This is a genomic window from Stutzerimonas balearica DSM 6083, assembly GCF_000818015.1.
Taxonomy (GTDB): domain Bacteria; phylum Pseudomonadota; class Gammaproteobacteria; order Pseudomonadales; family Pseudomonadaceae; genus Stutzerimonas; species Stutzerimonas balearica.
On the sequence record NZ_CP007511.1, the window covers coordinates 2,391,140 to 2,415,077 of the forward strand.

Consider the following 23,938-nt stretch of genomic DNA (forward strand, 5'->3'; position numbering starts at 1 on the left):
GCTCCTTGCCGGGGGCCGAGCGCTTCAAAAGCTGTAGCTCGCGGTGGCGACCACGGTGCGTCGGTTGCCGGTAAAGCAGTCACCGCGGGACAGGCAGGTGGTGTAGTAGGTCTCGTCTTCGAGGTTGGTCGCAGTCAGGGTGAACGACCAGTCCTGGTAGGCGTAACCGAGCATGGCGTCGAACAGCGTGGTCGACGGTGTCTTCAGGCTGTCGGTGCCGTCCCAGCTGGCGCCGACGTAGCGCACGCCGGCACCGGCGCTGAAGCCGGAAATACCGGCAACGCTGAAGCGATGCTGCGACCACAGCGAGGCCATGTGTTCCGGCACGCTGGCGATGCGCTTGCCCTGCTGGGCCGGCGGCCCTTTGGCCACCTCGCTGTCGAGATAGCTGTAGGTCGCGATCAGGTCCCAGTTCGGGTCCACTTCCACCAGCCCCTCCAACTCCAGGCCTTTGACCCGCGCTTCGCCGGCCTGGATGGTACTGAGCGGATTGGCCGGATCGGGCATCTGCCGGTTCTTCTCACGCAGGTCGAAAACGGCTGCGGTCAACAGGGTGTTGCTGCCCACCGGCTGATACTTGATCCCCAGCTCCCACTGCTCGCCTTCGAGCGGCTTATAGGATTGCTGGGTAATGGTGTTCAAACCGATGATCGGGGTGAAGGATTCGCTGTAGCTGATGTAGGGCGCCACGCCGTTGTCGAACAGGTAGGTCAGGCCCACCCGCCCGGTGACCGCGTCGTCCTTCTGCCGGTTGCCGTCCTCGACACGGGTGTCGGCCCAGTCCTTGCGCAGGCCCAGAGTTGTCAGCCACTTGTCGAGACGAATCTGGTCCTGCACATACAGGCCTTTCTGCACGGCGCGCTGCTGGGGCACATCGGACAGGGTGATGCCCGACGGATCGAAGGTGCCATATACCGGGTCATAGAGGTCCAGCGGCGTAGCCACGCCACGGGCCGACCGGCTATCGGTGACCGCATGGCGGTAATCGACGCCCATCAGCAGGGTGTGCTGCAGCGCGCCGGTATCGAAGCGCGACTCCGCCTGATGGTCGGCGCTCCAGATCGTCACTTCCGGCTTGGACACGGACCAGACGCGGTTGACCGTGCGGTCGTCCGCACCGAGCACCGGTGGCCAGCCATACATGGTCTGGTAGCTGACCTTGCTCTTCTGCCAACGCAGGTTCTGCCGCAGCGTCCAGGTGTCGTCGACACGCCAGGTCATCTGCGAGGTCAGTGCTTTCTGCTCGGTGTCATATTCGTCGAAGCCGGGTTCGCTGACGAAGCGCTCGCTGCCAATCTCGCCGTAGGGTGCGCTGAGCACGGTGCCGCGGTGCGGCAGGAACCCACTGGTGGTGCCACCGTCGTCCTTCTGCACGTTGGCCATCAGCGTCCACTCGAACTGCTCGTTCGGGCGCCAGGTCAATGACGGCATGAACACCAGGCGATTGTCCTTGGTGTGATCGACCTGAGTCTGGCTGTCACGCCCGATCGCCACCACGCGATAGAGCAGCGTGCCGTCGTCATCGAGCGGGCCGGTGCTGTCAAAGGCGATCTGCTTGCGGTCGAAGCTGCCGTACTGCAGCTGCAGCTCGTTCCTGCGCTCGGCCTGCGGACGCTTGCTGACCAGATTGAGCAGGCCGCCCACCGAACTCTGACCGTAGAGCATCGACGACGGTCCCTTGATCACCTCGATCCGCTCAAGCGTGAAAGGATCGGTGCGCGTGTTGGTGTAGGAGCCGACGCTCTGCTGCAGGCCGTCGAGGAAGATGGCCGGCGATACGCCGCGCACCAGCGAGAAGTCGCCCCGGCTGTCAAAACCGTAGGCCTCGCCGCGCATGCCGGAAACGTAGCGCAGCGAGTCCTGGATGGTCAGCGAGCCCTGGTCGCGGATGCGGTCGGCGGTAATCACGCTGATCGACTGCGGCGTCTCGATGATCGGCGTGTCGGTCTTGGTTGCGCTGACGCTGCGCTTGGCCACGTAGCCCTCGACCGGCCCATCGCCCCGCTCCACCTCACGCGGCGCGGTGATCTGCTGCGCTTCGAGCTCCAGTGCCTCCTGCGCCTGGGCGACCACAGCCGCCATCAGCAGCGGCAGGCCCAGCATCACCGGGCGCAACAGATAAGGGGGCGAAACGACAGCATGCTTCATGGCGTCCTACCTTGTAATTGGTTGAACGCGCATTGTATTGATTATGCTTCTCATTTGAAAAGCACAAAAAAGATCAGTCCACCCCCCGTGACCTGCGAGCATCCATGCGCGCGGTCAGCCTTCAAGCGCGCCGGGAGGCGTGGGTACAGGGCATCTGCCCTGGCCGCTTCTTACTGCTGATACCTACCGACAGTTGCCGGCGCAGCCGCCCCGCGCGCAGGCAGGGGCTTCAGGATTCCTGAGCACCCGGCTGTCGACCACGCCTGCGGCTGTCATCAGCCGGGTGACCGGTGCGTCGTCAGGGATATCGGCATCAGCGCTCAGCGAGCAGGCCGTGCGCAACTCGCCCCAGGTTTTCGGGCGCAGGGCCATGGGATGGCGAACTTCATAAACCTGGCCATTGGCTTCGCAGCGGTAATCGTAGGTCGGCATTGAGCAGTTCCTCTCTGCAAGGGATGCGGCGTCGGTGGGCCGGCCGCCTTGGCGGTGGCCAGTCCCCACCATTCTGGCCGAGAAACCATATGAATTGAACGGCTATAGCCGCTGGCTTGCGGCCGAATCGCAACCAACGACCGTCCTCCCGCAGCGCAGGAAGGCCGGCGGGCCCTCGCGCAGCCAATAAAAAACCCCGCCGCAGGCGGGGTTTCTTGTTAACCGATCACAACGGCGGCCGGGCCGCCTTCGATCAGTTAGGGAACAGTTCGCTGAGCTTCAGGGCCAGCATCATGTCGCCTTCGGCGCGCAGCTTGCCGGCCATGAAGGCCTGCATGCCATCGGTTTCACCGCTGGTGATGCCCTGCATCGTTTCGCTGTCCATGATCAGGGTGACGTTGGCGTCGGCCGACTCGCCCTGCTGGAAGTCACAGGTACCGTCCTTGACGACCAGGTAGTAGTTCTCGGCATCGGTGATGTTGAACTGGAAGACCAGGTCCAGACCGGCAGCGGCGCTCGGGTTGAACTTGGACTGCATGCGCTGGATGGTATCGGCGACGTTGCTCATGGTGATTTCCTTGTTAACGTTGTTGGGGGTTGAAACGTGCATGTCGAGCTCAGCGATGCGTGATGAGCTCGGGGTTCCTCAACAGCTGCAGGTGCGCATGGCTGTTGAACGAGGCCAGTGAGACTTCCCTGCCACGGAACTTCAGCAGGCTCAGCGAAGTGTTGACGATCTGCCAGTTCATCTCGAAGGCCTTGATCGGAGCGACGCCGATGACCAGCTGCAGCAGTGCGGTGATCGTGCCGCCGGAGGTGAACACGGCAATGCGGTCACGCGTGTCGGCCTGGGCCAGGATGCGCTCCAGGCCGCCTTCGACACGCTCGATGAAGCTCGCCCAGCTCTCGAGCCCGGGCTTCTCGTGCTCGCCCGAGACCCAGCGCCCGATCACGTAGCTGAACAGGCGCTGGAACTCGGCGCGGTGCGAGGCCGCGTTGCGCAGGATATGCAGCGCATTGGGTTCATAAGCCTGCAGATCCGGCAGATGGGCGCGCAACACGGCATCGGCCTCGAACTCGTCGAATGCCGGGTCGATCTCGAGATCCGGTTGTGGCTGACCGTGACTGGCGAGGCGTGCCAGCGTGGCCCTGGCGGTATCCTGCTGGCGCTTGAGCTGGCCGCTCAGGCAGCGGTCGAAACGGGTGCCCAGCTGACCGAGGTGATCGCCAAGCGCTTCCGATTGCTGGTGGCCGAGCGGCGAGAGTACGTCGTAATTCTCCGCGCCAAACGAGGCCTGGCCGTGACGAATCAGGAAGATGCTGCCCATTTGCTGCTCCGGCTGGCGTGTCCGGGCGAGGTTAGGAGGATCGCCTGGAGGTGTCAACGACAATTCATACGTTTGTTTGAAACCTGGCGATTGGCCGTCTTCAAGGGCCTCGGTATGCTTGGCCGAATGATCGAACGGCCTCTGCCGCGGTCGAAACTCTTCGCCTCAAGAAGGAGCTAACGTGGAATTTCTGCTCGACTATGCCGGCTTTCTGGCCAAGACCGTGACCGTGGTGATCGCCATCGTGGCGGTGCTGATCACGATCGCCGCCCTGCGCCGCAGCCGCGGCAAGCCCAGCGTTGGTCATTTGCAGGTCGAAAAGCTCAACGACTTCTACAAGGGGCTGCGCGAGCGCCTCGAGCAAGCCGTGCTGGAAAAGGATGCGCTCAAGACCCAGCGCAAGCGCGAGGCCAAGGCCGAGAAGCAGGCGAAGAAGAGCGAGACCCGGGCGCGGGTGTTCGTGCTCGATTTCGATGGCGATATCCGTGCTTCGGCCGTCGACAATCTGCGCCACGAAGTCACCGCCCTGCTCTCGCTGGCGACGCCGCAGGATGAGGTGGTGCTGCGCCTGGAAAGCGGCGGCGGCATGGTCCACGGGTACGGCCTGGCGGCCTCGCAGCTGGTACGTATCCGCGATGCCGGCGTGCCGCTGACGGTCTGCGTCGACAAGGTCGCCGCCAGCGGCGGCTACATGATGGCCTGTATCGGCAACCGCATCCTCAGTGCACCGTTCGCCATTCTCGGCTCGATCGGCGTGGTCGCGCAGCTGCCCAACCTTCATCGGCTGCTGAAGAAACACGACGTCGATTACGAGGTACTCACCGCCGGCGAGTACAAGCGCACGCTCACGGTGTTCGGCGAAAACACCGAAAAGGGCCGGGAGAAATTTCAGGAAGACCTGGAAACCACGCACGAGCTGTTCAAGAACTTCGTGGCGCGCTACCGCCAGCAGGTCTGCATCGATGACGTCGCCACGGGCGAAATCTGGCTCGGCATCGCCGCGCTGGGCATGCATCTGGCGGACGAGCTCAAGACCAGCGACCAGTACCTGGCTGAGCGCGCCCATGAAGCCGACCTCTTCCAGCTGCGCTACGCGCAGAAGAAAAGCCTGCCCGAGCGCTTTGGCGTTGCGGCCGCAAGCCTGCTCGACCAGGGCCTGACCAAAGGCCTCGGCCGGCTCAACGAAAACCGATTCTGGCAATAGGAGAAAGCAGCATGGGCAGTTTCAAGGCATTGCAAACCCGTGAAACGGAACAGGGCGGATTCGAGACCCGTGTGATCGAGCGCCAGCTAGACGAGCTGCCGGCCGGCGAAGTGCTGATCCGGGTGCACTACTCCTCGCTCAACTACAAGGATGCACTGTCGGCCAGCGGCAACCGCGGCGTGACGCGCACCTACCCGCACACGCCGGGCATCGATGCCGCTGGCGTGGTGGCCGAATCCAGCGTCGGCGAGTTCGCCGAAGGCGATGAGGTGATCGTCACCGGCTACGACCTGGGCATGAATACCGCCGGCGGCTACGGCCAGTACATTCGCGTGCCGGCGGCCTGGGTCATCAAGCGCCCGCACGGGCTGTCGCTACGCGACGCGATGATTCTCGGCACGGCGGGCCTGACTGCCGCCCTGTGCCTGGACAAGCTCGAACAGGCCGGGCTCGAACCTGGCGCCGGCCCGGTGCTGGTCAGCGGCGCGAGTGGCGGCGTCGGCAGCCTGGCGGTCGCCCTGCTCTCGAGCCTGGGCTATCAGGTGACCGCCGCCACCGGCAAGGCCGAGCAGGCCGACTTCCTGCGCCGACTCGGCGCGCAGGACATCGTCGACCGCACGGCACTGCAGGCCGGCACGGAAAAACCGCTGCTCAAGGAGCAGTGGGCCGGCGCCATCGATACGGTCGGCGGCGACATCCTGTTCAACATCGTCAAGTCGCTGCGTCGCGGGGCCAGCGTCGCCTGCTGCGGACTGACCGCCGGCGTTCAGTTCCAGGCCAGTGTGCTGCCGTTCATCCTGCGCGGGGTGAATCTCCTGGGCGTCGATTCGGTGGAGATTCCCCTGGTGGTCAAGGCCTCGATGTGGGACAAGCTCTCCGTGCAATGGCGCCTGCACAACCTCGACAAGCTGGCCGAGGAAGTCTCGCTGGATACGCTGCCCGGCGCGCTCGAGCGCATCCTGGCCGGCGGCCAGACCGGCCGCGTGCTGGTGCGCCTGGATTAATCGCTACGATAGCTACACTACATTTCCCCGTGTGGATCGATTGCATGAAGCTATGCACATCGTTCGATCCACACGGGGACATCCACATGAAACGCCTTGCCCGCCTCCTTCGCCCTTTCACCGGCGCGCCTCGCCAGCCGCAGCCCGCGATGCAGGAGCCGCATCCGAACTTCTGGATGTATCAGTGACGCCTGCCATGCCGCGGCAGCCGGTTGCACAGGCCTGACGGGGCTGGATAGCTGACGCAACGCGACGGCCGCCGCTCAGTCGGTCGCCTCGTCCAGCAGCTGCCTGACCTGCTCGAGCAGCGCAGCGGGCTCGAACGGCTTGGTCAACACGTCCATCCGCGCTTGCAGCAGGTTGCTGCGATTGACCGTCTTCTCGGCATAACCGGTCATGAACAATACCGGCAATGCTGGCAGGAGGCGGCGCGCAGCTTCCGCCAGTTGAGTCCCGCCCATCTTGGGCAGGCCGACGTCGGTGAGCAGCAGGTCGACGGCGCCGCCCTGCTCGAGCAAGGCCAATGCCTCGCTGGCATCGGCGAGGGGCGTGCAGCGATAGCCGGCGTCGGTCAGCAGTTCGGTGACCAGCAAGCGTACGGCAGGCATGTCTTCGACGATGAGCACATGTTCGCTACCACCTTTGTTGTGGCGCTGTGTCGCCCTGTCCACGCCGTTCACCGCCGCCTCGGCCGCGGCCGGCAGCAGAAGCGTGACTTCGGTGCCCTGCCCCAGCACGCTGCTGATGCGCACTTCACCGCCCGACTGGCGGGCAAAGCCGTAGATGGTCGACAGGCCCAGCCCGGTGCCCTGGCCGAGCGGCTTGGTCGTGAAGAACGGATCGAAGACCTTGTGCAGCAACTTCGGATCGATGCCGACGCCGTCATCTCGGACGCTCAGCGCGACGTAGTCGCCGTCGTGCAGCTCCGTGCTGCCCTGCGAGTGCGCGGCATAGGAGGTGACGTGGATGTGCCCACCTTCGGGCAGCGCATCGCGCGCATTGATCACCAGATTGAGCAGCGCGTTGTCGAGCTGCACGGGATCGACCAGCGCAACCGCCGGATGCGAGGTCAGATCCAGCGAAAGCTGGATGCGCTCGCCGATCGTCCGGCGCATGAAGTCTTCCAGCGAATGCACCCGCTCGTTGACGTCCACCGCCCGACTATCCAGCGGCTGCTGACGGGCGAAGGCCAGCAGCCGGTGGGTCAAGGCGGCAGCGTTGTTCGCCGAACCGAGAGCCATGTCGGCATAGCGCAGCACGTCCTCGATACGCCCCGAGGCGGCGCGCTGCTTGAGCAGGCCGATGCCGGTAATGATGCCGGTGAGCAAATTGTTGAAATCGTGCGCAATGCCGCCGGTGAGCTGGCCGAGGGCGTCCATCTTCTGGGCCTGCAGCAGCTGCGCCTCGGTGCGTGCGCGCTCGGCAACCTCCTGCGCGAGCTGCAGCTGCGCAGCGTCCAGCTGCTTGAGCTGCAGGCGCTCGCGGCGGCGCTGCTCGGTAACGTCCTCGACCAGCAGCAGGCCCTGGTCCGGCAGCCGGTAGGGCGACAGTAGCCATTCGGTTTCGTGCAGTTGGCCGTCGACCTGCACACGCAGCGAGCTGCGCCAGCGCTCGCGCGCCCGCAGTCGGGCGCGCATCTCTTCAATGACCGCCGCCTGTCCCGGTGCAAAGCAGCATTGCAGGTCCGCATCGCCGCCCAACAGACGCTGGAAGGCCTGGTTGCTTTCATGAACCCTCAGGTTGGCGTCGATCACCGCAATGGGCGCGGTGATGTTGGCGAATATCTCGCGAAAGCGTTTTTCACTGTCACGCAGTGCCTGCTCGGCATCGCGCACGCGCAACTGGGTGCGCAGGGTCGCCAGCAGTACACCGGGGTCGATGGGGTGGATCAGATAGGCATCGGCTCCGGCATCGAGGCCGCTGATGATGTCGCGCGTCTCCACCGAAGCTGCCGAGACGTGGATGATCGGCAATACCGCGGTCTGCGGGTCGGCGCGCAGCTGGCGGGCGACGTCGAAACCGCTCATGTCCGGCAGGTTGACATCGAGGATGACCACGCTCACCGGAGACTGCGCGATGTGCGCCAGCCCTTCGCCACCGGTCCCGGCCTCGAGCACGCGATAGCCCTGGCGCTCCAGCACGCGGCGCATCGCATAACGGGTCGCGACGTTGTCATCGACGATCAGCAACCAGTCTTCACGCTTCATCGGCCGCTCCCGCCGCGATGGCATGGGGTATCACCACATAGAACAGCGACCCCTTGCCCGGTTCGCTCTCGACGCCGACATGGCCGCCGAGCAGTTCGGCGAAGCGCTTGCACAGAGCCAGGCCGAGTCCGGTGCCGCGCAAGCGCTTCTGCAGGGGGCTATCGATCTGACTGAAGTCCTCGAACAGATTGCTCTGCAGGTCCGCAGGAATGCCGATACCGGTATCGCTGACGGCGAAACGCACTTCGCGCTCGTTCTCCATCCGCGCCGATACCCTGACTTCGCCCGATGGCGTGAATTTCAGCGCGTTGGAAATGTAGTTGCGCAGAACCTGCGCCAGCTTCTTGTCGTCGGTGTAGAGCCGCGGAATGCCCTCCGGCTCTTCGAAGATCAGATCGACCGAATCGCCTTCGACGATCGGTCGGAACATGCCACGCAAGGCGGAGAACAGGTCGAGCATGTCGAACCAGGCCGGCGAGATGCTGATGCGCCCGGCCTCGATCTTGGCCAGGTCGAGCAGGTCGCCGACCATGTCGCTCAGCTCGCCGGCCGCCGAGCGAATGAAGGCGATCTGCCTTTGCTGCTCCGCGTTCAGCGGGCCGTCCAGCTCGTCGCTGAGCAGCCGCGCGATACTCAGGATCGAGCCCAGCGGCGTGCGGAACTCATGGCTCATGTAGGAGAGAAAGCGACTCTTGAGGTCGGACGCCTCACGCAGCGCTTCGGCCTGGATGTCGAGCTCGGCGTAAAGCGCGAGGACGCCCTGGTTGGTTTCGTCCAGCTCCGCGCGCAGGGATTCGTTCTCCTGGCGCAGTCGCTCGATGAGCTGCTCGCTCGAATCAGTCACTCAGGGCCTCCAGGGCGATTGCCATCACGGTCACGTCGTCTCGGCCTCGGCGAAAGTCGCGGTGCAGGACCGCGGCGATGACGGCTGGATGCCGAAACCGCAGCCCCGGATAGTCGTCCAGACTCCAGCGCGAACGCAGACCATCGCTGAACAGCACCAGCAGCTGGCCCGCGATATCCGGGTAATCGAAGCTCTGCACCTTGCGGAACTGGGCGCCGACGATGCCCGGCAGCGATACCAGCCCACGCGCTTTGCCAGGCCCCAGCAGCGTGACGCCGATATTGCCGATACCGGCAAAGGTCAGGCGCCCCTGCCCGGCCTCGAATTGCGCGAGCGCCACGGCGCCTCCACGCGTCGAGGTCATGGCCTGGTTCATTTCGCTGAAGAGCATGGATGGGGAGTCGAAGGGCGCCTGGGCAAATGCCCGGGTACCGGCTCTGGCGGCGTGTTCGGCGTCCTCGCCATGGCCGAGCCCGTCGATCAGCACGACGCTCAGCCGTGCGCCATCGGCTACCAGATGCCAGCCATCACCACAGGCCGTCTCGCCCTCCAGTGCCTGGTGCATGACACCCAGCGGCAGATCACGCGCGCCGCCGCGCGGATACACCCGCGCCATCACCACCGAGCCACGCCCCTCGGAATAGGCGTCGAACACATCGGCCTGCCGCTGCAGCGCGCCAAGCCCGGAGCCCTGGGTGCCACGGGTGGAATAGCCGTCGACCTGGCAGATGCCGAGATCGAAACCCGGCCCGCGATCGACGGCCAGGACTTCCACGCCCTGGCAGTCGCGCCCCGGCACGGCGCGCAGGTAGAGAACGCCCGCATCGGCATGCTTGAGCAGATTGGTGCCCAGTTCCATGGTGACCAGCGCCACGCGTCCGGCGGCGGTTTCATCCAGCCCGACCGACTCGGCCAGGCGCTGCGCCACGCGGCGGGCGTAGCCGAGCTGGCTGGCTTCCTCGATGGGTAGCACCTCGTTCACGGTGCCGGGCAGACTCAGTTCCATCGCACGATCGTGACGCGTGTGCCGGCACCCGGGGTGCTGGCGATATCGAACTCGTCCACCAGGCGCCGCGCGCCGGTCAGGCCGAGGCCCAGGCCACCCCCGGACGTCCAGCCATCGGTCAGCGCCAGCTTGAGGTCGGGAATGCCGGGGCCCTCGTCGCGAAAGACCAGGCGGATGCCCTTGCGCAGGCCGTCTTCGAGCACCTCCCAATCCATGTCGCCGCCACCACCGTAGACCACGGTGTTGCGCGCCAGCTCGCTGACCGCAGTGACCAGCTTGGTCTGGTCGACCAGGCGCAGCCCGCACTCCTGGGCCAGCTTGCGCACCGCCTGGCGCGCCAACACCACGTCCTGCTCGATGCGAACCGGATGGGTGCCGCTGCTGAGCGTATTCATGCCTGGCCCATGCGCGAGCGCAGCAGGTTCATGCCGCGCTCGACGTCGAGCGCCGTACTCACGCCGGGCAGGGTCAGCCCCAGCTCCACCAGGGTGATCGCCACCGCCGGCTGCATGCCCACCACCACGGTCTCGGCATCCATGATCCGGGCGATGCCGGAAATCGTGCTGATCATCCGGCCGATGAAGGAATCGACCATGTCGAGGGCCGAAATGTCGATCAGCACGCCACGCGCCGAAGTCGCGCTGATCCGTTCGGACAGGTCGTCCTGCAGGGTCATGGCCAGCTGATCGTGCATGTCGACCTGGATGGTCACGAGCAGGAACTCGCCCATCCGCAGGATTGGGATGCGCTCCATCAGGACACCTTGTTGACGGTCAGGCCGGTCCGGCTCAGCGCCAGCGCCAGCGCGTCGGCCAGGTTGGCCTTGGTGACGATTTCCTGCAGGTCGAGGCCCAGGTGGACGATGGTCTGCGCGATCTGTGGGCGCACGCCGCTGATGATGCAGTCGGCGCCCATCAGGCGGATCGCCGTCACGGTCTTGAGCAGGTGCTGCGCGACCAGCGTATCCACGGTCGGAACGCCCGTGATGTCGATGATGGCGATCTGCGAGCCGGTGTCGACGATGCGCTGCAGGAGCGACTCCATGACGACCTGGGTGCGCTGCGAATCGAGGGTGCCGATCATCGGCAGGGCGAGGATGCCGTCCCACAGCTTGACCACCGGCGTCGACAGTTCGAGCAACTCTTCCTGCTGCCGCTTGATCACCGCCTCGCGCGACTTCTGGAAGGTACGGATGGTGTGCATGGCCAGGGTGTCGATGAACTCGGACACGGCCCACAGCTGCTCGACGAAAAACATCGGCTCGTCGGTGAACTCGCGCTGCAGCAGCACCATCACCGGGCGCTTGAGCGAGAAGATGAAGCCGGCCGTCTGCTGCGAATCGACGCCCTTCACGGCCCACGCGTGGGAAAGCTTTTCGAGGAAATGGCGCATCTCGTCACGCTCGGACGAGGCCACACTGCCGGGCGTGCCGGCCTCCAGGCCGCGAATGAACAGGCGCAGGAATTCGGTCATCTGCTGCTGCAGTTCGCCGGGCTTGAGTGCCGCCTGCGAGGCGGTCTCCAGGTCAGCGGCCCAGTTCTTGAGCAATTCGGCGTGATTACCCCGGAGAACGTCCACGGTGCGATGGTTGAGGCTGGTCATGAAACCCCTTCTCCCCTGGGGGCTGTGTGCCTGGATAAAAAGCTGAGAATAAGAAAGCGGCGCGTCGGAGACGTTCCGTGCAGCTGGCGGAGTATCGACGGACAAGACAGAAAGAGCGGCGCCGGAGGGCGCGCCGGGCAGAGAGTAAACAGCAGGCCATGCTTTTGCCAGCAAATCGGCCGTGATCGGCCAGGCGGTAAAATCGCCAAGCGCTTGATCGCGCGCAAGAAGCCAGCTGATCGAAATTGTCGTGAACGACCGCTGCGCCTAGACTCGCCGCATGAAGTCGCCCCTCCGCCTGTTTCTCGTACTGCTGTTCGCGCTTGCGCTGCCCATCAACGGGATGGCGCAACTGCTCATGCCGGCAGCCGCCCCGAAACAGCAGGCGATGCACCGGATGCATGCGATGCATGATCCGGGTGCGCCTCAGGCGGAGGCCCCCTGCCAGGACCACCAACAGGGCCACGCCACGCTGTGCAAGAGCGGGCAGGAATGCAAGACGGCCAGCATCCTGCAGGTCGTCGCGGTAAAAGCGCCACTGCTGTTCCCTGCCACGCCCCAGGCGACGGCCTACCCGGCACTGATCCCCTCCCATCTCAAGGATGCCGTCTGGCATCCACCCCGCGCCTGAATTCCGCTGTGTTCACCAAGGCTGCCCGCGTCTGACCGACCGGGCGGGTGACGCGTGCCCGTCGGCACGCATGGCTGATCAGGACTTCATCGCCAATGAAATACCCCCTTTATCGGGCACGCCCCCTGCTGGCGGCCCTCGCCGTGGGCGCCCTTGCGTTCGCGGGCAGTGCGCATGCGCTGACGCTCGCGCAGACGCTGGGCATCGCCGAACAACAGGCCCCTTCGCTGCAGGCCCAGGCGGCCAACGCACAGGCCGCGCGCAGCACCCTCACCCCCGCCGGCGAACTGCCGGACCCCAAGCTCAAGCTCGGCATCCAGAGCCTGCCGATCGAAGGCGACAACCGCTGGCAGGTCGACCAGGACGGCATGACCATGCAGATGATCGGCCTCATGCAGGAGGTGCCCAACCGCGCCAAGCGCCAGGCGCGCGTCGAGGCGGCGCAGGCCGGCGTCGCACTGGCCGATGTCCAGCACAGCCTGGCGCGACTGCAGGTTCGCCAGCGCGCCGCCGAAGCCTGGATCGCCGCCCTCGCGGTACAGCGCAAGCTGAAGCTGTTCGCCCAGCTCTATGACGAGAACCGCCTGTTCGCCCGCGCCATCGCCGCCCGCCTGGCCGGCGGCCGCGGGCAGACGGCCGAAGGCGTACTGGCGCGCCAGGAAGAGGCGCTGCTGGCCGAACAGGAGGACGCTCTGCGCCGCGACCAGCGCATCGCCCGCGCCGCGCTGGCCCGCTGGGTCGGTAGCGCGGCAGACGACCCGCTGGAGGGCGACTGGCCGCAGTGGTCCGCGGCGCCCGAGCACTATCGGCACGGCCTCGCGCAGCACCCCGCCCTGCTCGCCTACGAGCCGATGAGCCGCCAGGCCGAGGCCCGCGTGCGCGAAGCCGTCGCCGAGAAGACGCCCGACTGGAGCTGGAGCGTGGACTACCTGCGCCGCGGCCGCGAGTACGGTGACATGGTCAACCTCACCCTGAGCTTCGACCTGCCGCTGTTCGTTGGCTCGCGGCAGGGGCCGAAGATCGCCGCCGAGCGCGCCCGCCTGGTCGCCGTGGAAGCCGAACGCGAAGCGCTGGAGCGCGAGCATCGCCAGGAACTGGCCGCCGATCTCGCCGAATACGAGCGCCTCGACAGGGCCCTGGCGCGCCTGGACGACACCCTGCTGCCGCTCGCCGAAGAAAAGGTCGCGCTGGCCATGGCCGACTACCGCGCCGGACGCGGCGAGCAGATGGCCGTGGTCGAGGCCCGCCGCCAGCGCATCGAAACCCGCCTGCGTCGCATCGACCTGGCACGTGATCGCGCCCTGAACAACGCCCGCCTGCATTTCGCCTTTGAGGAGACCCGCCCATGACCTTCCGACTCAAGCCACTGGCGGCCACGCTCGCCCTCGCAGCCGGCCTCTGTGCCGGCCCGCTTCTCACCGCGACCGTTCAGGCCGCCGAGCAGAGCGAGCGCCCGGTGCTCTACTGGTACGACCCGATGAAACCGCAGCAGCACTTCGACAAGCCCGGCAAGTCGCCCTTCATGGACATGGACCTGGTGCCGCGCTACGCCGACGAAGGCGGCCAGGCCGCGTCGCTGCGCATCGATGCCCGGGTCGTCCAGAACCTCGGCATGCGCCTGGCCAGCGTGCGCCGCGAGACGATCGGTCAGTCGCTGTCGGCGTCCGGCGTGCTGGCTTTCGACGAGCGTGACGTCGCCATCGTGCAGACGCGCAGCGCCGGCTTCGTCGAGCGTGTCTACGGGCATGCCCCCGAGGACGTGCTGGCCGAGGGCGCGCCGCTGGCCGATCTGCTGATTCCCGAGTGGGCGGCCGCGCAGGAGGAATACCTGGCGCTGCGCGGCATCGGCCAGCCCGACCTGCTCGCCGCCGCCCGCCAGCGGCTGCGCCTGGCCGGGATGCCGGCGGCACTGATCGCCGAACTGGAGCGCACGGGCAAGCCGCGACGGGTATGGACGGTGGTCAGCCCCACGGCCGGCGTGTTGCGTGAACTCGAAGTGCGCGAAGGCATGAGCCTGCCGGCCGGCGCCTCGTTGGCGCGGATCAACGGGCTGGACAAGGTCTGGCTGGAGGTGGCGATCCCCGAGGCGCAGGCCGCTCAGCTCGCCCCGGAGCAATCGGTCATCGCACGTCTGCCCGCCTTTGCCGGCGAACGCATCGAAGGCCGTATCCAGGCCGTGCTGCCCCAGGCCAACCTGGACAGCCGCACGGTGCGCGTGCGGGTCGAACTGCCCAACCCGCAGCAGCGCCTGCGCCCGGGCATGACCGCCGAGGTGACGCTCAAGCGCGAGGCGCAAGCGGCGCTGCTGGTGCCGACCGAGGCGGTGATCCGCACCGGCCGGCGCAGCCTGGTGATGCTCGCCGAGGGTGAGGGCCGCTACCGCCCGGTGGCGATCCGTACCGGCCGCGAATTCGACGACAGCACCGAGGTGCTCGAAGGCCTGCAGGCCGGCCAGCAGGTGGTCGCCTCCGGGCAGTTCCTGCTCGATTCCGAGGCCAGCCTACGCGGCTTGACTGTCGAGGCCGCGTCCGCGGCGACGCCTGCCCCTGAGCTGCACGAGGCCGAAGGCACTGTGGTCGGCATCGAGGACGGCATGCTCGGGCTGGCCCACGGGCCGTTCCGTTCGCTGAACATGCCGGGCATGACCATGCCCTTTCCAGTCGCCAGCGAAGCCCTGCTCGACGGCCTGAAGAGTGGCGACCGCGTGCGTGTCGCGGCGCGGCAAAGCGACGAAGGTCTGATCATCGAACGCATCGAGAAGCTCGGAGGCCAGCCATGATCGCCGCGCTGATCCGCTGGTCGGTGGCCAACCGCTTTCTGGTGTTGCTGGCCACGCTGTTCGCCGTCGCCTGGGGCGTCTGGTCGGTCAGGCACACCCCCATCGACGCCCTGCCGGACCTCTCCGACGTGCAGGTCATCATCCGCACCTCTTACCCGGGGCAGGCGCCGCAGATCGTCGAGAACCAGGTCACCTACCCGCTGACCACCACCATGCTCTCGGTGCCCGGGGCAAAGACGGTGCGCGGCTATTCGTTCTTCGGCGACAGCTATGTCTACGTGCTGTTCGAGGACGGCACCGACCTCTACTGGGCACGCTCGCGGGTGCTCGAATACCTCAGCCAGGTGCAGAGCCGCCTGCCGGCCGCGGCCAGGCCGGCGCTGGGGCCGGACGCCACCGGCGTCGGCTGGATCTACCAGTACGCGCTGGTCGACCGCAGCGGCCGCCACGACCTCTCGCAGCTGCGCTCGCTGCAGGACTGGTTCCTGCGCTACGAGCTCAAGACGCTGCCCAACGTCGCCGAGGTTGCGGCCATCGGCGGCATGGTCCGGCAGTACCAGGTGGTGCTTGACCCGGTGCGCATGGCCAGCCGCGGCATCACCCAGCAGCAGGTCGCCCAGGCCATCGACGAGGCCAACCGCGAGACCGGCGGCAGCGTACTGGAGCTGGCCGAAACCGAGTTCATGGTGCGCGCCAGCGGCTACCTGAAGAGCCTTGCCGACTTTCGCGCGATCCCGCTGCGCCTGGATGCCAACGGCGTGCCGGTGACCCTCGGCGACGTCGCCCACGTCCAGCTCGGCCCGGAGATGCGCCGCGGCATTGCCGAACTCGATGGCGAAGGCGAGGTGGCCGGCGGCGTGGTGATCCTGCGCAGCGGCAAGAACGCCCGCCAGACCATCGCCGCGGTCGAGGCGAGGCTGGACGAGCTGAAAGCCAGCCTGCCGGCGGGCGTGGAGATCGTCACCACCTACGACCGCAGCCAGCTGATCGACCGCGCGGTGGAAAACCTCAGCCACAAGCTGATCGAGGAGTTCATCGTCGTCGCGCTGGTCTGCGCGCTGTTCCTCTGGCACCTGCGCTCGTCGCTGGTGGCGATCGTCTCGCTGCCGGTGGGCATCCTCATCGCCTTCATCGTCATGCAGCGCCAGGGCATCAACGCCAACATCATGTCCCTGGGCGGCATCGCCATCGCCATCGGCGCGATGGTCGACGCCGCCATCGTCATGATCGAGAACGCGCACAAGCACGTCGAAGCCTGGCATCGCCGGCACCCGGGCGCCACGCTCAAGGGCCAGGCGCACTGGCAGGTGATGACCGAGGCGGCCGCCGAGGTCGGCCCGGCGCTGTTCTTCAGCCTGCTGATCATCACCCTGTCGTTCATCCCGGTGTTCACCCTCGAGGCACAGGAAGGCCGGCTGTTCGGCCCGCTGGCGTTCACCAAGACCTATGCCATGGCCGCGGCAGCCGGGCTGTCGGTCACCCTGGTGCCGGTGCTGATGGGCTACTGGATCCGCGGACGCATCCCCGACGAACAGCGCAACCCGCTGAACCGCGGCCTGATCCGCCTCTACAGGCCGGCGCTGGATGTGGTGCTGCACTGGCCGAAAATGACCCTGCTGCTGGCGTTGCTGGTGTTCGCCTCCGGCTTCTGGCCGGCCAGCCGCCTGGGTGGCGAGTTTCTCCCGCCGCTGGATGAAGGCGACCTGCTCTACATGCCCACCGCCCTGCCCGGGCTCTCGGCGCAGAAGGCCTCGGCGCTGCTGCAGCAGACCGACCGGCTGATCCGCAGCGTGCCGGAGGTGGCGCGGGTGTTCGGCAAGGCCGGGCGCGCCGAGAGCGCCACCGACCCGGCGCCGCTGGAGATGTTCGAAACCACCATCCAGTTCAAGCCCAGAAGCGAGTGGCGCGCCGGCATGACCCCGGAAAAGCTGGTCGAGGAACTCGACCGCACCGTGCAGGTGCCCGGGCTGGCCAACCTGTGGATCCCGCCGATCCGCAACCGCATCGACATGCTCGCCACCGGGATCAAGAGCCCCATCGGGGTGAAGGTCTACGGCACCGAGCTGGCGCAGATCGACCGTGCCACCCAGGCAGTGGAGCGGATCGCCCGCGAGGTGCCCGGCGTGACCTCGGCACTGGCCGAGCGGCTCACCGGCGGGCGCTACGTCGATGTCGACATCGACCGCGCCGCCGCCGCGCGCTACGGGCTGAACATCGCCGACGTGCAGGCCATCGTCGCCGGTGCCATCGGCGGGCAGAACGTCGGCGAAACCGTCGAGGGGCTGGCGCGCTACCCGATCAACCTGCGCTACGGGCGCGAATGGCGCGACTCGCTGAGCGACCTGCGCGAACTGCCGATCCTCACACCCGGCGGCAGCCAGATCACCCTCGGCACGGTGGCGCGCATCGAGGTCAGCGACGGCCCGCCGATGCTCAAGAGCGAGAATGCGCGGCTCTCCGGCTGGGTCTATGTCGACGTGCGCGGCCGCGATATCGCCGCCGTGGTGCGCGACCTGCGCCAGGCGGTCGGCGACGGCGTGCAACTGGAGCCGGGCATGAGCATCAGCTATTCGGGCCAGTTCGAGTTCATGGAGCGCGCCAACGCCCGGCTGAAGCTGGTGGTGCCGGCCACCCTGCTGATCATCTTCGTGCTGCTCTACCTGACCTTCGGCCGCCTCGACGAGGCGCTGCTGATCATGGCCACGCTGCCCTTCGCCCTCACCGGCGGCGTCTGGTTCCTGCACCTGCTGGGCTACCACCTGTCGGTGGCCACCGGGGTCGGCTTCATCGCCCTGGCCGGGGTCTCGGCCGAGTTTGGCGTGATCATGCTGCTGTACCTGAAGAACGCCTGGCACGAGCGCCTCGCTGCCGGCCGCCACGGCCAGGCGGCGCTGCTCGACGCCATCCGCGAGGGTGCGGTGCAGCGTGTGCGGCCCAAGGCGATGACCGTGGCGGTGATCATTGCTGGCCTGCTGCCGATCCTGCTGGCCAGCGGTACGGGCAGCGAGATCATGAGCCGCATCGCCGCCCCCATGGTCGGCGGCATGATCACCGCCCCGCTGCTGTCGCTCTTCGTCCTGCCGGCGGCGTACCTGCTGATGCGCCGCCGACAGGCCATCCCCTCCCTCGACAACCCCCTGGAGAAACGCCCATGAACCTCGCTCATTTCGCCCTGGCCACTGTCCTGCTGCTGCCGACTGCCCAGGCGGCGGAAACGGCAACGACCCCGGCCGTGAACCAGCAGCCCACGGTGCAGACAGCCAGCGTCACCGGCACGGTGCAAAAGCTCATGCCCGAAAAGAACAGGATCGTCATTGCCCACGGCCCGGTGCCTGCACTGGGCTGGCCGGCAATGACGATGGGCTTCAAGGCGACGCCCGCGCAGATCGCCTCGCTCGCACCGGGTGACCGTATCGCCTTCGAGTTCCGCTCGACAGGCATGCGCTCGACGATCCTGCGCATCGAAAAGCGCTGAACAGGCCGGCCAGCGCCGGCCTTGGCATCCGGCGGTGACGACCACGGGCAAGGCTCGGCGCCTTTCCGGCAGCGCCTGCTGACACAGGTACAGCTCATCATCTGCACCTTGACCGAGCTGTGCCTGAGGCCAAATACTGTATCCATATACAGTATCAACAGGTCACTTCAGCATGTCGTCCGTGGTCGCCCTCGACCGCCTGCTCGATGCGCGCCGCGTCTGGCGCGGCCAGGCCATATCCGCTCCGGCGAGCCAGCACCCTACCGGCCATGCGGCGCTCGACGCCCTGCTGCCGGGGCATGGCTGGCCGTCGGCGGCACTCAGCGAAATCCTGCTCGCCGCGCCCGGCCTCGGCGAGCTGCGCCTGCTATGGCCGACCCTGGCGCGGCTGACCCGCGCCGGCGAACGCGTGGTGCTGGTCGGCCCACCGCACATTCCCTACCCGCGCGCCTGGCTGGCGGCTGGCGTCGACCTCACCCGGCTGGCCATCGTCCAGGCAACGGGACGCGAGGCCCTGTGGGCTGCCGAGCAGTGCCTGCGCTCGGGCAGCTGCGGCGCGGTGCTGTGCTGGCCGAAGCAGGCCGACGACCGCGCCCTGCGCCGCCTGCAGGTGGCGGCCGAAACCGGCCAGACGCTGGCATTCGCCTATCGCCCGTTGGAAGAGGCGCTCAACCCTTCGCCTGCCGCACTGCGCCTGGCCCTCGAGGCGCAGCCGCTGCAGCTGCGCGTACTCAAGTGTCGCGGTGGCCTGGCACCGGAACGCCCGCTGGCCGCAGCGGCCTGGCAGTGAGGCCTGCATGCTCTGGGCCTGCATTCTGCTCCCGCAACTGGCGATGGACGGCATCCTGCGCCAGCGCACCGATGCCGAGGCGCCGCTGGTACTGCTCGCCGGGCCGCCGCAGCGCCGCGTGTTGCAGGCAGTCAACCCAGCCGCCCGCGCGCTCGGCCTCAAACCGGGGCAATCGCTCACCGCGGCCCAGGCGCTGACCCGCGACTTCGCCGTGGCCGATTACGACCTCGCGCACGTGCAACACTGGCAGCAGTTCCTCGCGGCCTGGGCCTATGGCTACAGCGCCCAGGTCAGCCTGCACTATCCGCGTTGCCTGCTCCTGGAAGTGCAGTCGAGCCTCGGCCTGTTCGGCCCCTGGCCACGCTTCGAGGCGCGCCTGCGCGAGCAGCTGACGGCACTGGGCTTTCGCCATCGCATCACGCTCGCGCCCAACCCGGCAGCGGCACGCGTGCTGGCCAACGCCCATGACGGCCTGGCAGTGACCGACGACATCGCGCTGCAGCAGGCGCTCGGCCAGCTGCCGGTCGAGCGCCTCGGCCTGCCCCGCGAGGCGGCCACGGCCTTTGCCCGCATGGGCGTGCACCGCCTGCAGCAGCTGCTGGCATTGCCACGCGATGGCCTGGCCAAGCGCTTTGCCGCCGAGGTGCTGATCCAGCTCGACACCCTGTTCGGGCGCCGCCCGCTGGCCCTGGCGTTCTATCGCCCGCCGGACCTGTTCGAGGCGCGCATCGAGCTGAATTTCGAGGTCGAGTCCCACCAGGCGCTGCTGTTCCCGCTGCGCCGCCTGACCGCCGACCTCGCCGCCTACCTGGCCGGCCGTGACAGCGGTGTGCAGCGCTTCGTGCTGTATCTGGAGCATCGTCACCACGCCGACAGCCAGGTCGTTGTCGGCCTGCTCGGTGCCGAGCGCGAAGCGGCCATGCTGTTCGAGCTGACCCGTGGCCGGCTCGAACAGCTGCAACTGCCGGCACCGGTGCTCGCGGTCCGCCTGGTTGCCCGTGACCTGCCGGCCTTCGCCCCGGAGCGCCGCCAGCTGTTCGACGAGCGCCCTCAGCAATCGCTGCCCTGGGAGCAGTTGCGCGAGCGGCTGCGAGCACGCCTGGGCGAAGACGCCGTGCAGGGCCTGGGTGCCTGCGCCGACCACCGTCCCGAGCACGCCTGGAGCCAGCAGCCGGGCCATGCGGCGCTGCCACCCTGTGGAGCACGCCCCGGCTGGCTGCTGCAGCAGCCGATTGCGCTACAGGAAGCCACGGTGCAAGTGCTCGCCGGCCCCGAGCGCATCGAAAGCGGCTGGTGGGACGGCGGCGACATACGCCGCGACTACTACCTCGTGCAGACCCGGGCTGGCCAGCGCGGCTGGGCATTCCGCCCGGTTGGCGGCGGCCCACTGTGGCTGCAAGGCTGGTTCGCATGAGCGATTACGCCGAGCTGCACTGCCTGTCCAACTTCAGCTTCCAGCGTGGTGCCAGCAGCGCCCACGAACTCTTCGAACGTGCCGCGCGCCTGGGCTACCGCGCGCTGGCCATCACCGACGAATGTACCCTCGCCGGCATCGTCCGCGCCTGGCAGGCCTCGAAGGCCGCCGGCGTGCCGCTGATCGTCGGCAGCGAGGTGCGTATCGAACAAGGTCCCAAGCTGGTCCTGCTGGCCGAGAACCTGGCCGGCTACCAGGCGCTGTGCCGGCTGATCACCAGGGCTCGCCGGCGCAGCGAAAAGGGCAGCTACCGCCTGCTGAGCAGCGACTTCAGCGAACCGCTGGACGGCCTGCTCGCCCTCTGGCTGGGCGAACACCAGCTCGCGCATGCCGACTGGCTGCAGGCGCACTTCCCGGGCCGCAGCTGGCTCGGCATCGCCTTGCACCGTGGTGCGGACGACGCCGAGCGCCTGCGTCAGGCACTTGCCCTGGCGGCCCGCTGCGGCCTGCCGCCGGTGGCCTGTGGCGACGTCCACATGCATGCCCGTGGCCGGCGTGCCCTGCAGGACTGCATGACCGCCATCCGTCACCATCTGCCGGTGGCCGAGGCCGGCGCGCATCTGTTCGCCAATGGCGAACGGCATCTGCGTCGTCGCCAGGAACTGGCCGAGCTCTACCCCGCCGAGCTGCTCGCCGAGACGCTGCGCATCAGCGAGCGCTGCCGCTTCGACCTCGCCCAGCTGCGCTACGAATACCCGCGCGAGCTGGTTCCCAACGGTTATGACGCCACCTCCTGGCTGCGCCGGCTGACCGAACAGGGCGCGCGCTGGCGCTGGCCCGACGGCGTCCCGGCCATCGCGCGCGAGCGGATCGAGCACGAACTCTCGCTGATCGCCGAGCTGCGTTACGAAAGCTACTTCTTGACCGTGCACGACATCGTCCGCTGGGCGCGCGAACAGGGCATCCTCTGCCAGGGCCGCGGCTCGGCGGCCAACTCCACCGTGTGCTTCGCCCTCGGCATCACCGAACTCGACCCCTCGCGCAGCAAGCTGCTGTTCGAGCGTTTCCTTTCGCGCGAGCGCAACGAGCCACCGGACATCGACGTCGATTTCGAGCACGAACGCCGCGAAGCGGTCATCCAGTACGTGTTCGGCCGCTACGGCCGCGGGCGTGCCGCGCTGACCGCGGTGGTCAGCAGCTATCACGCTGCCGGCGCCGTGCGCGATGTGGCCAAGGCGCTCGGCCTGCCGCCGGATCAGGTCAATGCCCTGGCCGACTGCTGCGGCCGCTGGAGCGATGGCATCCCTTGCGCCGAGCGCCTGGCCGAAGCCGGCTTCGACGCCGACAACCCGCTGCTGCGCCGCGTGCTGGCCCTGACCGCCGAGCTGATCGGCTTTCCGCGCCACCTGTCGCAGCACCCGGGCGGTTTCGTGATTTCCGAGCAGCCGCTGGAAACCCTGGTGCCCGTGGAAAACGCGAGCATGGCCGAACGCACCGTCATCCAGTGGGACAAGGACGACCTCGATCAGGTCGGCCTGCTCAAGGTCGATGTGCTCGCACTCGGCATGCTCAGCGCGCTGCGCCGCTGCTTTGCCCTGATCGAGGCCTATCGCGGCACGCGCTGGACGCTGGCCAGCCTGCCGCAGGAAGACCCGGCGACCTATGCCATGGTCAGCCGGGCCGACACCATCGGCGTGTTTCAGATCGAATCGCGGGCGCAGATGGCGATGCTCCCGCGCCTGCAACCCAGGACCTTCTACGACCTGGTGATCCAGGTCGCCATCGTCCGCCCCGGCCCGATCCAGGGCGACATGGTCCATCCCTACCTGCGCCGGCGAAACCGGGAGGAGCCGGTGGATTACCCTTCCGAGGAGTTGCGCCCGGTGCTCGAACGCACCCTGGGCGTGCCGCTGTTCCAGGAGCAGGTGATGGAACTGGCGATGGTAGCGGCCAACTACAGCCCCGGCGAAGCCGATGAACTGCGCCGCAGCATGGCCGCCTGGAAGCGCCACGGCGGGCTGGAGCCGCACCGCCAGCGCCTGGCCACGCGCATGCGCGACAAGCGCTATTCCGAGGCCTTCATCGAACGCATCTTCAAGCAGATCCAGGGTTTTGGCAGCTACGGCTTTCCCGAGTCGCATGCCGCCAGCTTCGCCCTGCTCAGCTATGCCAGCAGCTGGCTGAAATGCCACGAGCCGGCGGCCTATGCCTGCGCGCTGGTGAACAGCTGGCCGATGGGCTTCTACAGCCCCGATCAGGTGCTGCAGGATGCACGCCGCCACGGCATCGAGGTGCGCCCGGTGGACGTGCGCTACAGCGACTGGGATTGCAGCCTGGAGCCGAGCACCGCGGCGCAGCCGGCGATTCGCCTTGGCCTGCGCCTGGTCCGGGGGTTTCGCCAGGAGGATGCCCAGCGGATCGAGGCGGCACGCCGGCAGCGCCCATTCGGCGATGTCGACGACCTCAGCCAGCGCGCCCGACTGGACGTTCGTGCCCGCGAACACCTGGCCGACGCCGGTGCCCTGCGCGGTTTGGCCGGTAATCGGCACCGGGCGCGCTGGGCGGTGGCCGGCGTCGAACCCCAGCTGCCCTTGTTCGCCGAGGTGGAACAGCCGGTCGAAGCCCCCGTGGCGCTGCCACCGCCGACGGTTGGCGAAGACCTGCTGACCGACTACGCCACGCTTGGCACTACCCTTGGCCCTCATCCGCTGACGCTGCTGCGGCCCCGGCTGCGGGCGCTGCGCTGTCGCAGTTCACGCGAGCTGGGTGCGGTCGAACATGGCCGGCCGGTGAGCGTCGCCGGGCTGGTGATCGGCCGCCAGCGCCCGCAAACCGCCAGCGGGGTGATTTTCGTCACCCTCGAAGACGAATACGGGCTGGTCAACGTGGTGGTCTGGTATGACCTGGCCGAGCGCCAGCGCCGCGTCCTGCTGCAATCGCAGCTGCTGCGCGTCGACGGACGCTTCGAAACGCAGAGCGGTGTGCGCCATGTGATTGCCGGGCGCCTGACCGACCTCTCGCCCTTGCTGACCGGGCTCGACGTACGCAGCCGCGATTTTCAGTGACCAGGCCCG

The 23,938-nt window shown here is 67.5% G+C and carries 20 protein-coding genes; 10 read left to right on the plus strand and 10 right to left on the minus strand.

Annotated features, from left to right (window positions below; genetic code table 11):
- Positions 1-24: 24 nt before the first annotated feature.
- From CL52_RS10790 to CL52_RS10805, 4 genes are all read right to left on the minus strand, one after another.
- Complete coding sequence (locus CL52_RS10790) at positions 25-2,148, minus strand: TonB-dependent siderophore receptor (RefSeq protein ID WP_043220527.1); 2,124 nt, start codon at positions 2,146-2,148, stop codon at positions 25-27.
- Positions 2,149-2,331: 183 nt separating this feature from the next.
- Positions 2,332-2,580 (minus strand): FmdB family zinc ribbon protein, encoded by a 249-nt coding sequence (locus CL52_RS10795; RefSeq protein ID WP_043220530.1) that lies wholly within the window; start codon positions 2,578-2,580, stop codon positions 2,332-2,334.
- Positions 2,581-2,833: 253 nt separating this feature from the next.
- Complete coding sequence (locus tag CL52_RS10800; protein WP_041105107.1) at positions 2,834-3,148, minus strand: SCP2 sterol-binding domain-containing protein; 315 nt, start codon at positions 3,146-3,148, stop codon at positions 2,834-2,836.
- A gap of 49 nt (positions 3,149-3,197) precedes the next feature.
- The gene (locus CL52_RS10805) at positions 3,198-3,908 is read right to left on the minus strand and encodes a histidine phosphatase family protein (protein ID WP_043220534.1); all 711 of its coding nucleotides are present in this window, start codon (positions 3,906-3,908) and stop codon (positions 3,198-3,200) included.
- Positions 3,909-4,089: 181 nt separating this feature from the next.
- On the opposite strand from CL52_RS10805, the gene sohB reads away from it, so the two are divergent.
- Positions 4,090-5,112 carry a protease SohB gene (sohB, locus tag CL52_RS10810; protein WP_043220537.1) on the plus strand — a complete coding sequence of 341 codons (1,023 nt, stop codon included), beginning with the start codon at positions 4,090-4,092 and terminating at the stop codon, positions 5,110-5,112.
- An 11-nt stretch (positions 5,113-5,123) separates the two neighbouring features.
- Positions 5,124-6,116, plus strand: a complete 993-nt coding sequence (locus CL52_RS10815; protein ID WP_041105100.1) for a YhdH/YhfP family quinone oxidoreductase — start codon at positions 5,124-5,126, stop codon at positions 6,114-6,116.
- Positions 6,117-6,379: 263 nt separating this feature from the next.
- Here the strand turns inward: CL52_RS10815 and CL52_RS10820 are convergent, their stop codons facing one another.
- From CL52_RS10820 to CL52_RS10845, 6 genes are read right to left on the minus strand one after another with little or no spacing between them, the layout of a single operon-like run.
- Positions 6,380-8,323: a PAS domain-containing hybrid sensor histidine kinase/response regulator gene (locus CL52_RS10820; RefSeq protein WP_043220539.1), complete on the minus strand. Its 1,944-nt coding sequence runs from the start codon at positions 8,321-8,323 to the stop codon at positions 6,380-6,382.
- Entirely contained in the window at positions 8,313-9,167 is an 855-nt protein-coding gene (locus CL52_RS10825) for a sensor histidine kinase (RefSeq protein WP_043220543.1), read from the minus strand. Before CL52_RS10825 ends, CL52_RS10820 begins: the two co-directional genes overlap by 11 nt.
- Positions 9,160-10,167, minus strand: a complete 1,008-nt coding sequence (locus CL52_RS10830; protein WP_043223134.1) for an ATP-binding protein — start codon at positions 10,165-10,167, stop codon at positions 9,160-9,162. The genes CL52_RS10825 and CL52_RS10830 overlap by 8 nt, the downstream gene beginning before the upstream one ends.
- Positions 10,164-10,568, minus strand: coding sequence for an anti-sigma regulatory factor (locus CL52_RS10835; RefSeq protein ID WP_041105094.1), 405 nt, complete (start codon positions 10,566-10,568; stop codon positions 10,164-10,166). Before CL52_RS10835 ends, CL52_RS10830 begins: the two co-directional genes overlap by 4 nt.
- Positions 10,565-10,927: an STAS domain-containing protein gene (locus tag CL52_RS10840; protein WP_041105093.1), complete on the minus strand. Its 363-nt coding sequence runs from the start codon at positions 10,925-10,927 to the stop codon at positions 10,565-10,567. Before CL52_RS10840 ends, CL52_RS10835 begins: the two co-directional genes overlap by 4 nt.
- Positions 10,927-11,775 carry an STAS domain-containing protein gene (locus CL52_RS10845; protein WP_043220545.1) on the minus strand — a complete coding sequence of 283 codons (849 nt, stop codon included), beginning with the start codon at positions 11,773-11,775 and terminating at the stop codon, positions 10,927-10,929. The genes CL52_RS10840 and CL52_RS10845 overlap by 1 nt, the downstream gene beginning before the upstream one ends.
- 280 nt (positions 11,776-12,055) lie before the next feature.
- Between CL52_RS10845 and CL52_RS10850 the strand changes: the two genes are divergently transcribed.
- From CL52_RS10850 to CL52_RS10885, 8 genes are all read left to right on the plus strand, one after another.
- Positions 12,056-12,406, plus strand: a complete 351-nt coding sequence (locus tag CL52_RS10850; protein ID WP_043220548.1) for a hypothetical protein — start codon at positions 12,056-12,058, stop codon at positions 12,404-12,406.
- Positions 12,407-12,501: 95 nt separating this feature from the next.
- Entirely contained in the window at positions 12,502-13,755 is a 1,254-nt protein-coding gene (locus tag CL52_RS10855; protein WP_043220551.1) for a TolC family protein, read from the plus strand.
- A complete protein-coding gene (locus tag CL52_RS10860; RefSeq protein WP_043220554.1) occupies positions 13,752-15,185 on the plus strand; it encodes an efflux RND transporter periplasmic adaptor subunit in 1,434 nt (477 codons plus the stop codon). The genes CL52_RS10855 and CL52_RS10860 overlap by 4 nt, the downstream gene beginning before the upstream one ends.
- Entirely contained in the window at positions 15,182-18,340 is a 3,159-nt protein-coding gene (locus CL52_RS10865; RefSeq protein ID WP_043220556.1) for an efflux RND transporter permease subunit, read from the plus strand. The genes CL52_RS10860 and CL52_RS10865 overlap by 4 nt, the downstream gene beginning before the upstream one ends.
- Complete coding sequence (locus CL52_RS10870; RefSeq protein WP_043220559.1) at positions 18,337-18,660, plus strand: copper-binding protein; 324 nt, start codon at positions 18,337-18,339, stop codon at positions 18,658-18,660. The genes CL52_RS10865 and CL52_RS10870 overlap by 4 nt, the downstream gene beginning before the upstream one ends.
- 172 nt (positions 18,661-18,832) lie before the next feature.
- Positions 18,833-19,450 (plus strand): translesion DNA synthesis-associated protein ImuA, encoded by a 618-nt coding sequence (gene imuA / locus CL52_RS10875; protein WP_043220562.1) that lies wholly within the window; start codon positions 18,833-18,835, stop codon positions 19,448-19,450.
- 7 nt (positions 19,451-19,457) lie between these two features.
- Complete coding sequence (locus CL52_RS10880; protein WP_041105154.1) at positions 19,458-20,864, plus strand: Y-family DNA polymerase; 1,407 nt, start codon at positions 19,458-19,460, stop codon at positions 20,862-20,864.
- Positions 20,840-23,929 carry an error-prone DNA polymerase gene (locus CL52_RS10885; RefSeq protein WP_162483743.1) on the plus strand — a complete coding sequence of 1,030 codons (3,090 nt, stop codon included), beginning with the start codon at positions 20,840-20,842 and terminating at the stop codon, positions 23,927-23,929. The genes CL52_RS10880 and CL52_RS10885 overlap by 25 nt, the downstream gene beginning before the upstream one ends.
- Positions 23,930-23,938: the final 9 nt, after the last annotated feature.

Excerpts from the sequence above, each read along its gene's own strand:
- CL52_RS10790 (WP_043220527.1), bottom strand. The coding sequence starts at position 2,148 with ATGAAGCATGCTGTCGTTTCGCCCCCTTATCTGTTGCGCCCGGTGATG.
- CL52_RS10795 (WP_043220530.1), bottom strand. The coding sequence starts at position 2,580 with ATGCCGACCTACGATTACCGCTGCGAAGCCAATGGCCAGGTTTATGAA.
- CL52_RS10800 (WP_041105107.1), bottom strand. The coding sequence starts at position 3,148 with ATGAGCAACGTCGCCGATACCATCCAGCGCATGCAGTCCAAGTTCAAC.
- CL52_RS10805 (WP_043220534.1), bottom strand. The coding sequence starts at position 3,908 with ATGGGCAGCATCTTCCTGATTCGTCACGGCCAGGCCTCGTTTGGCGCG.
- CL52_RS10815 (WP_041105100.1), top strand. The coding sequence starts at position 5,124 with ATGGGCAGTTTCAAGGCATTGCAAACCCGTGAAACGGAACAGGGCGGA.
- CL52_RS10820 (WP_043220539.1), bottom strand. The coding sequence starts at position 8,323 with ATGAAGCGTGAAGACTGGTTGCTGATCGTCGATGACAACGTCGCGACC.
- CL52_RS10835 (WP_041105094.1), bottom strand. The coding sequence starts at position 10,568 with ATGAATACGCTCAGCAGCGGCACCCATCCGGTTCGCATCGAGCAGGAC.
- CL52_RS10840 (WP_041105093.1), bottom strand. The coding sequence starts at position 10,927 with ATGGAGCGCATCCCAATCCTGCGGATGGGCGAGTTCCTGCTCGTGACC.
- CL52_RS10845 (WP_043220545.1), bottom strand. The coding sequence starts at position 11,775 with ATGACCAGCCTCAACCATCGCACCGTGGACGTTCTCCGGGGTAATCAC.
- CL52_RS10850 (WP_043220548.1), top strand. The coding sequence starts at position 12,056 with ATGAAGTCGCCCCTCCGCCTGTTTCTCGTACTGCTGTTCGCGCTTGCG.
- CL52_RS10855 (WP_043220551.1), top strand. The coding sequence starts at position 12,502 with ATGAAATACCCCCTTTATCGGGCACGCCCCCTGCTGGCGGCCCTCGCC.
- CL52_RS10860 (WP_043220554.1), top strand. The coding sequence starts at position 13,752 with ATGACCTTCCGACTCAAGCCACTGGCGGCCACGCTCGCCCTCGCAGCC.
- CL52_RS10865 (WP_043220556.1), top strand. The coding sequence starts at position 15,182 with ATGATCGCCGCGCTGATCCGCTGGTCGGTGGCCAACCGCTTTCTGGTG.
- CL52_RS10870 (WP_043220559.1), top strand. The coding sequence starts at position 18,337 with ATGAACCTCGCTCATTTCGCCCTGGCCACTGTCCTGCTGCTGCCGACT.
- imuA (WP_043220562.1), top strand. The coding sequence starts at position 18,833 with ATGTCGTCCGTGGTCGCCCTCGACCGCCTGCTCGATGCGCGCCGCGTC.
- CL52_RS10880 (WP_041105154.1), top strand. The coding sequence starts at position 19,458 with ATGCTCTGGGCCTGCATTCTGCTCCCGCAACTGGCGATGGACGGCATC.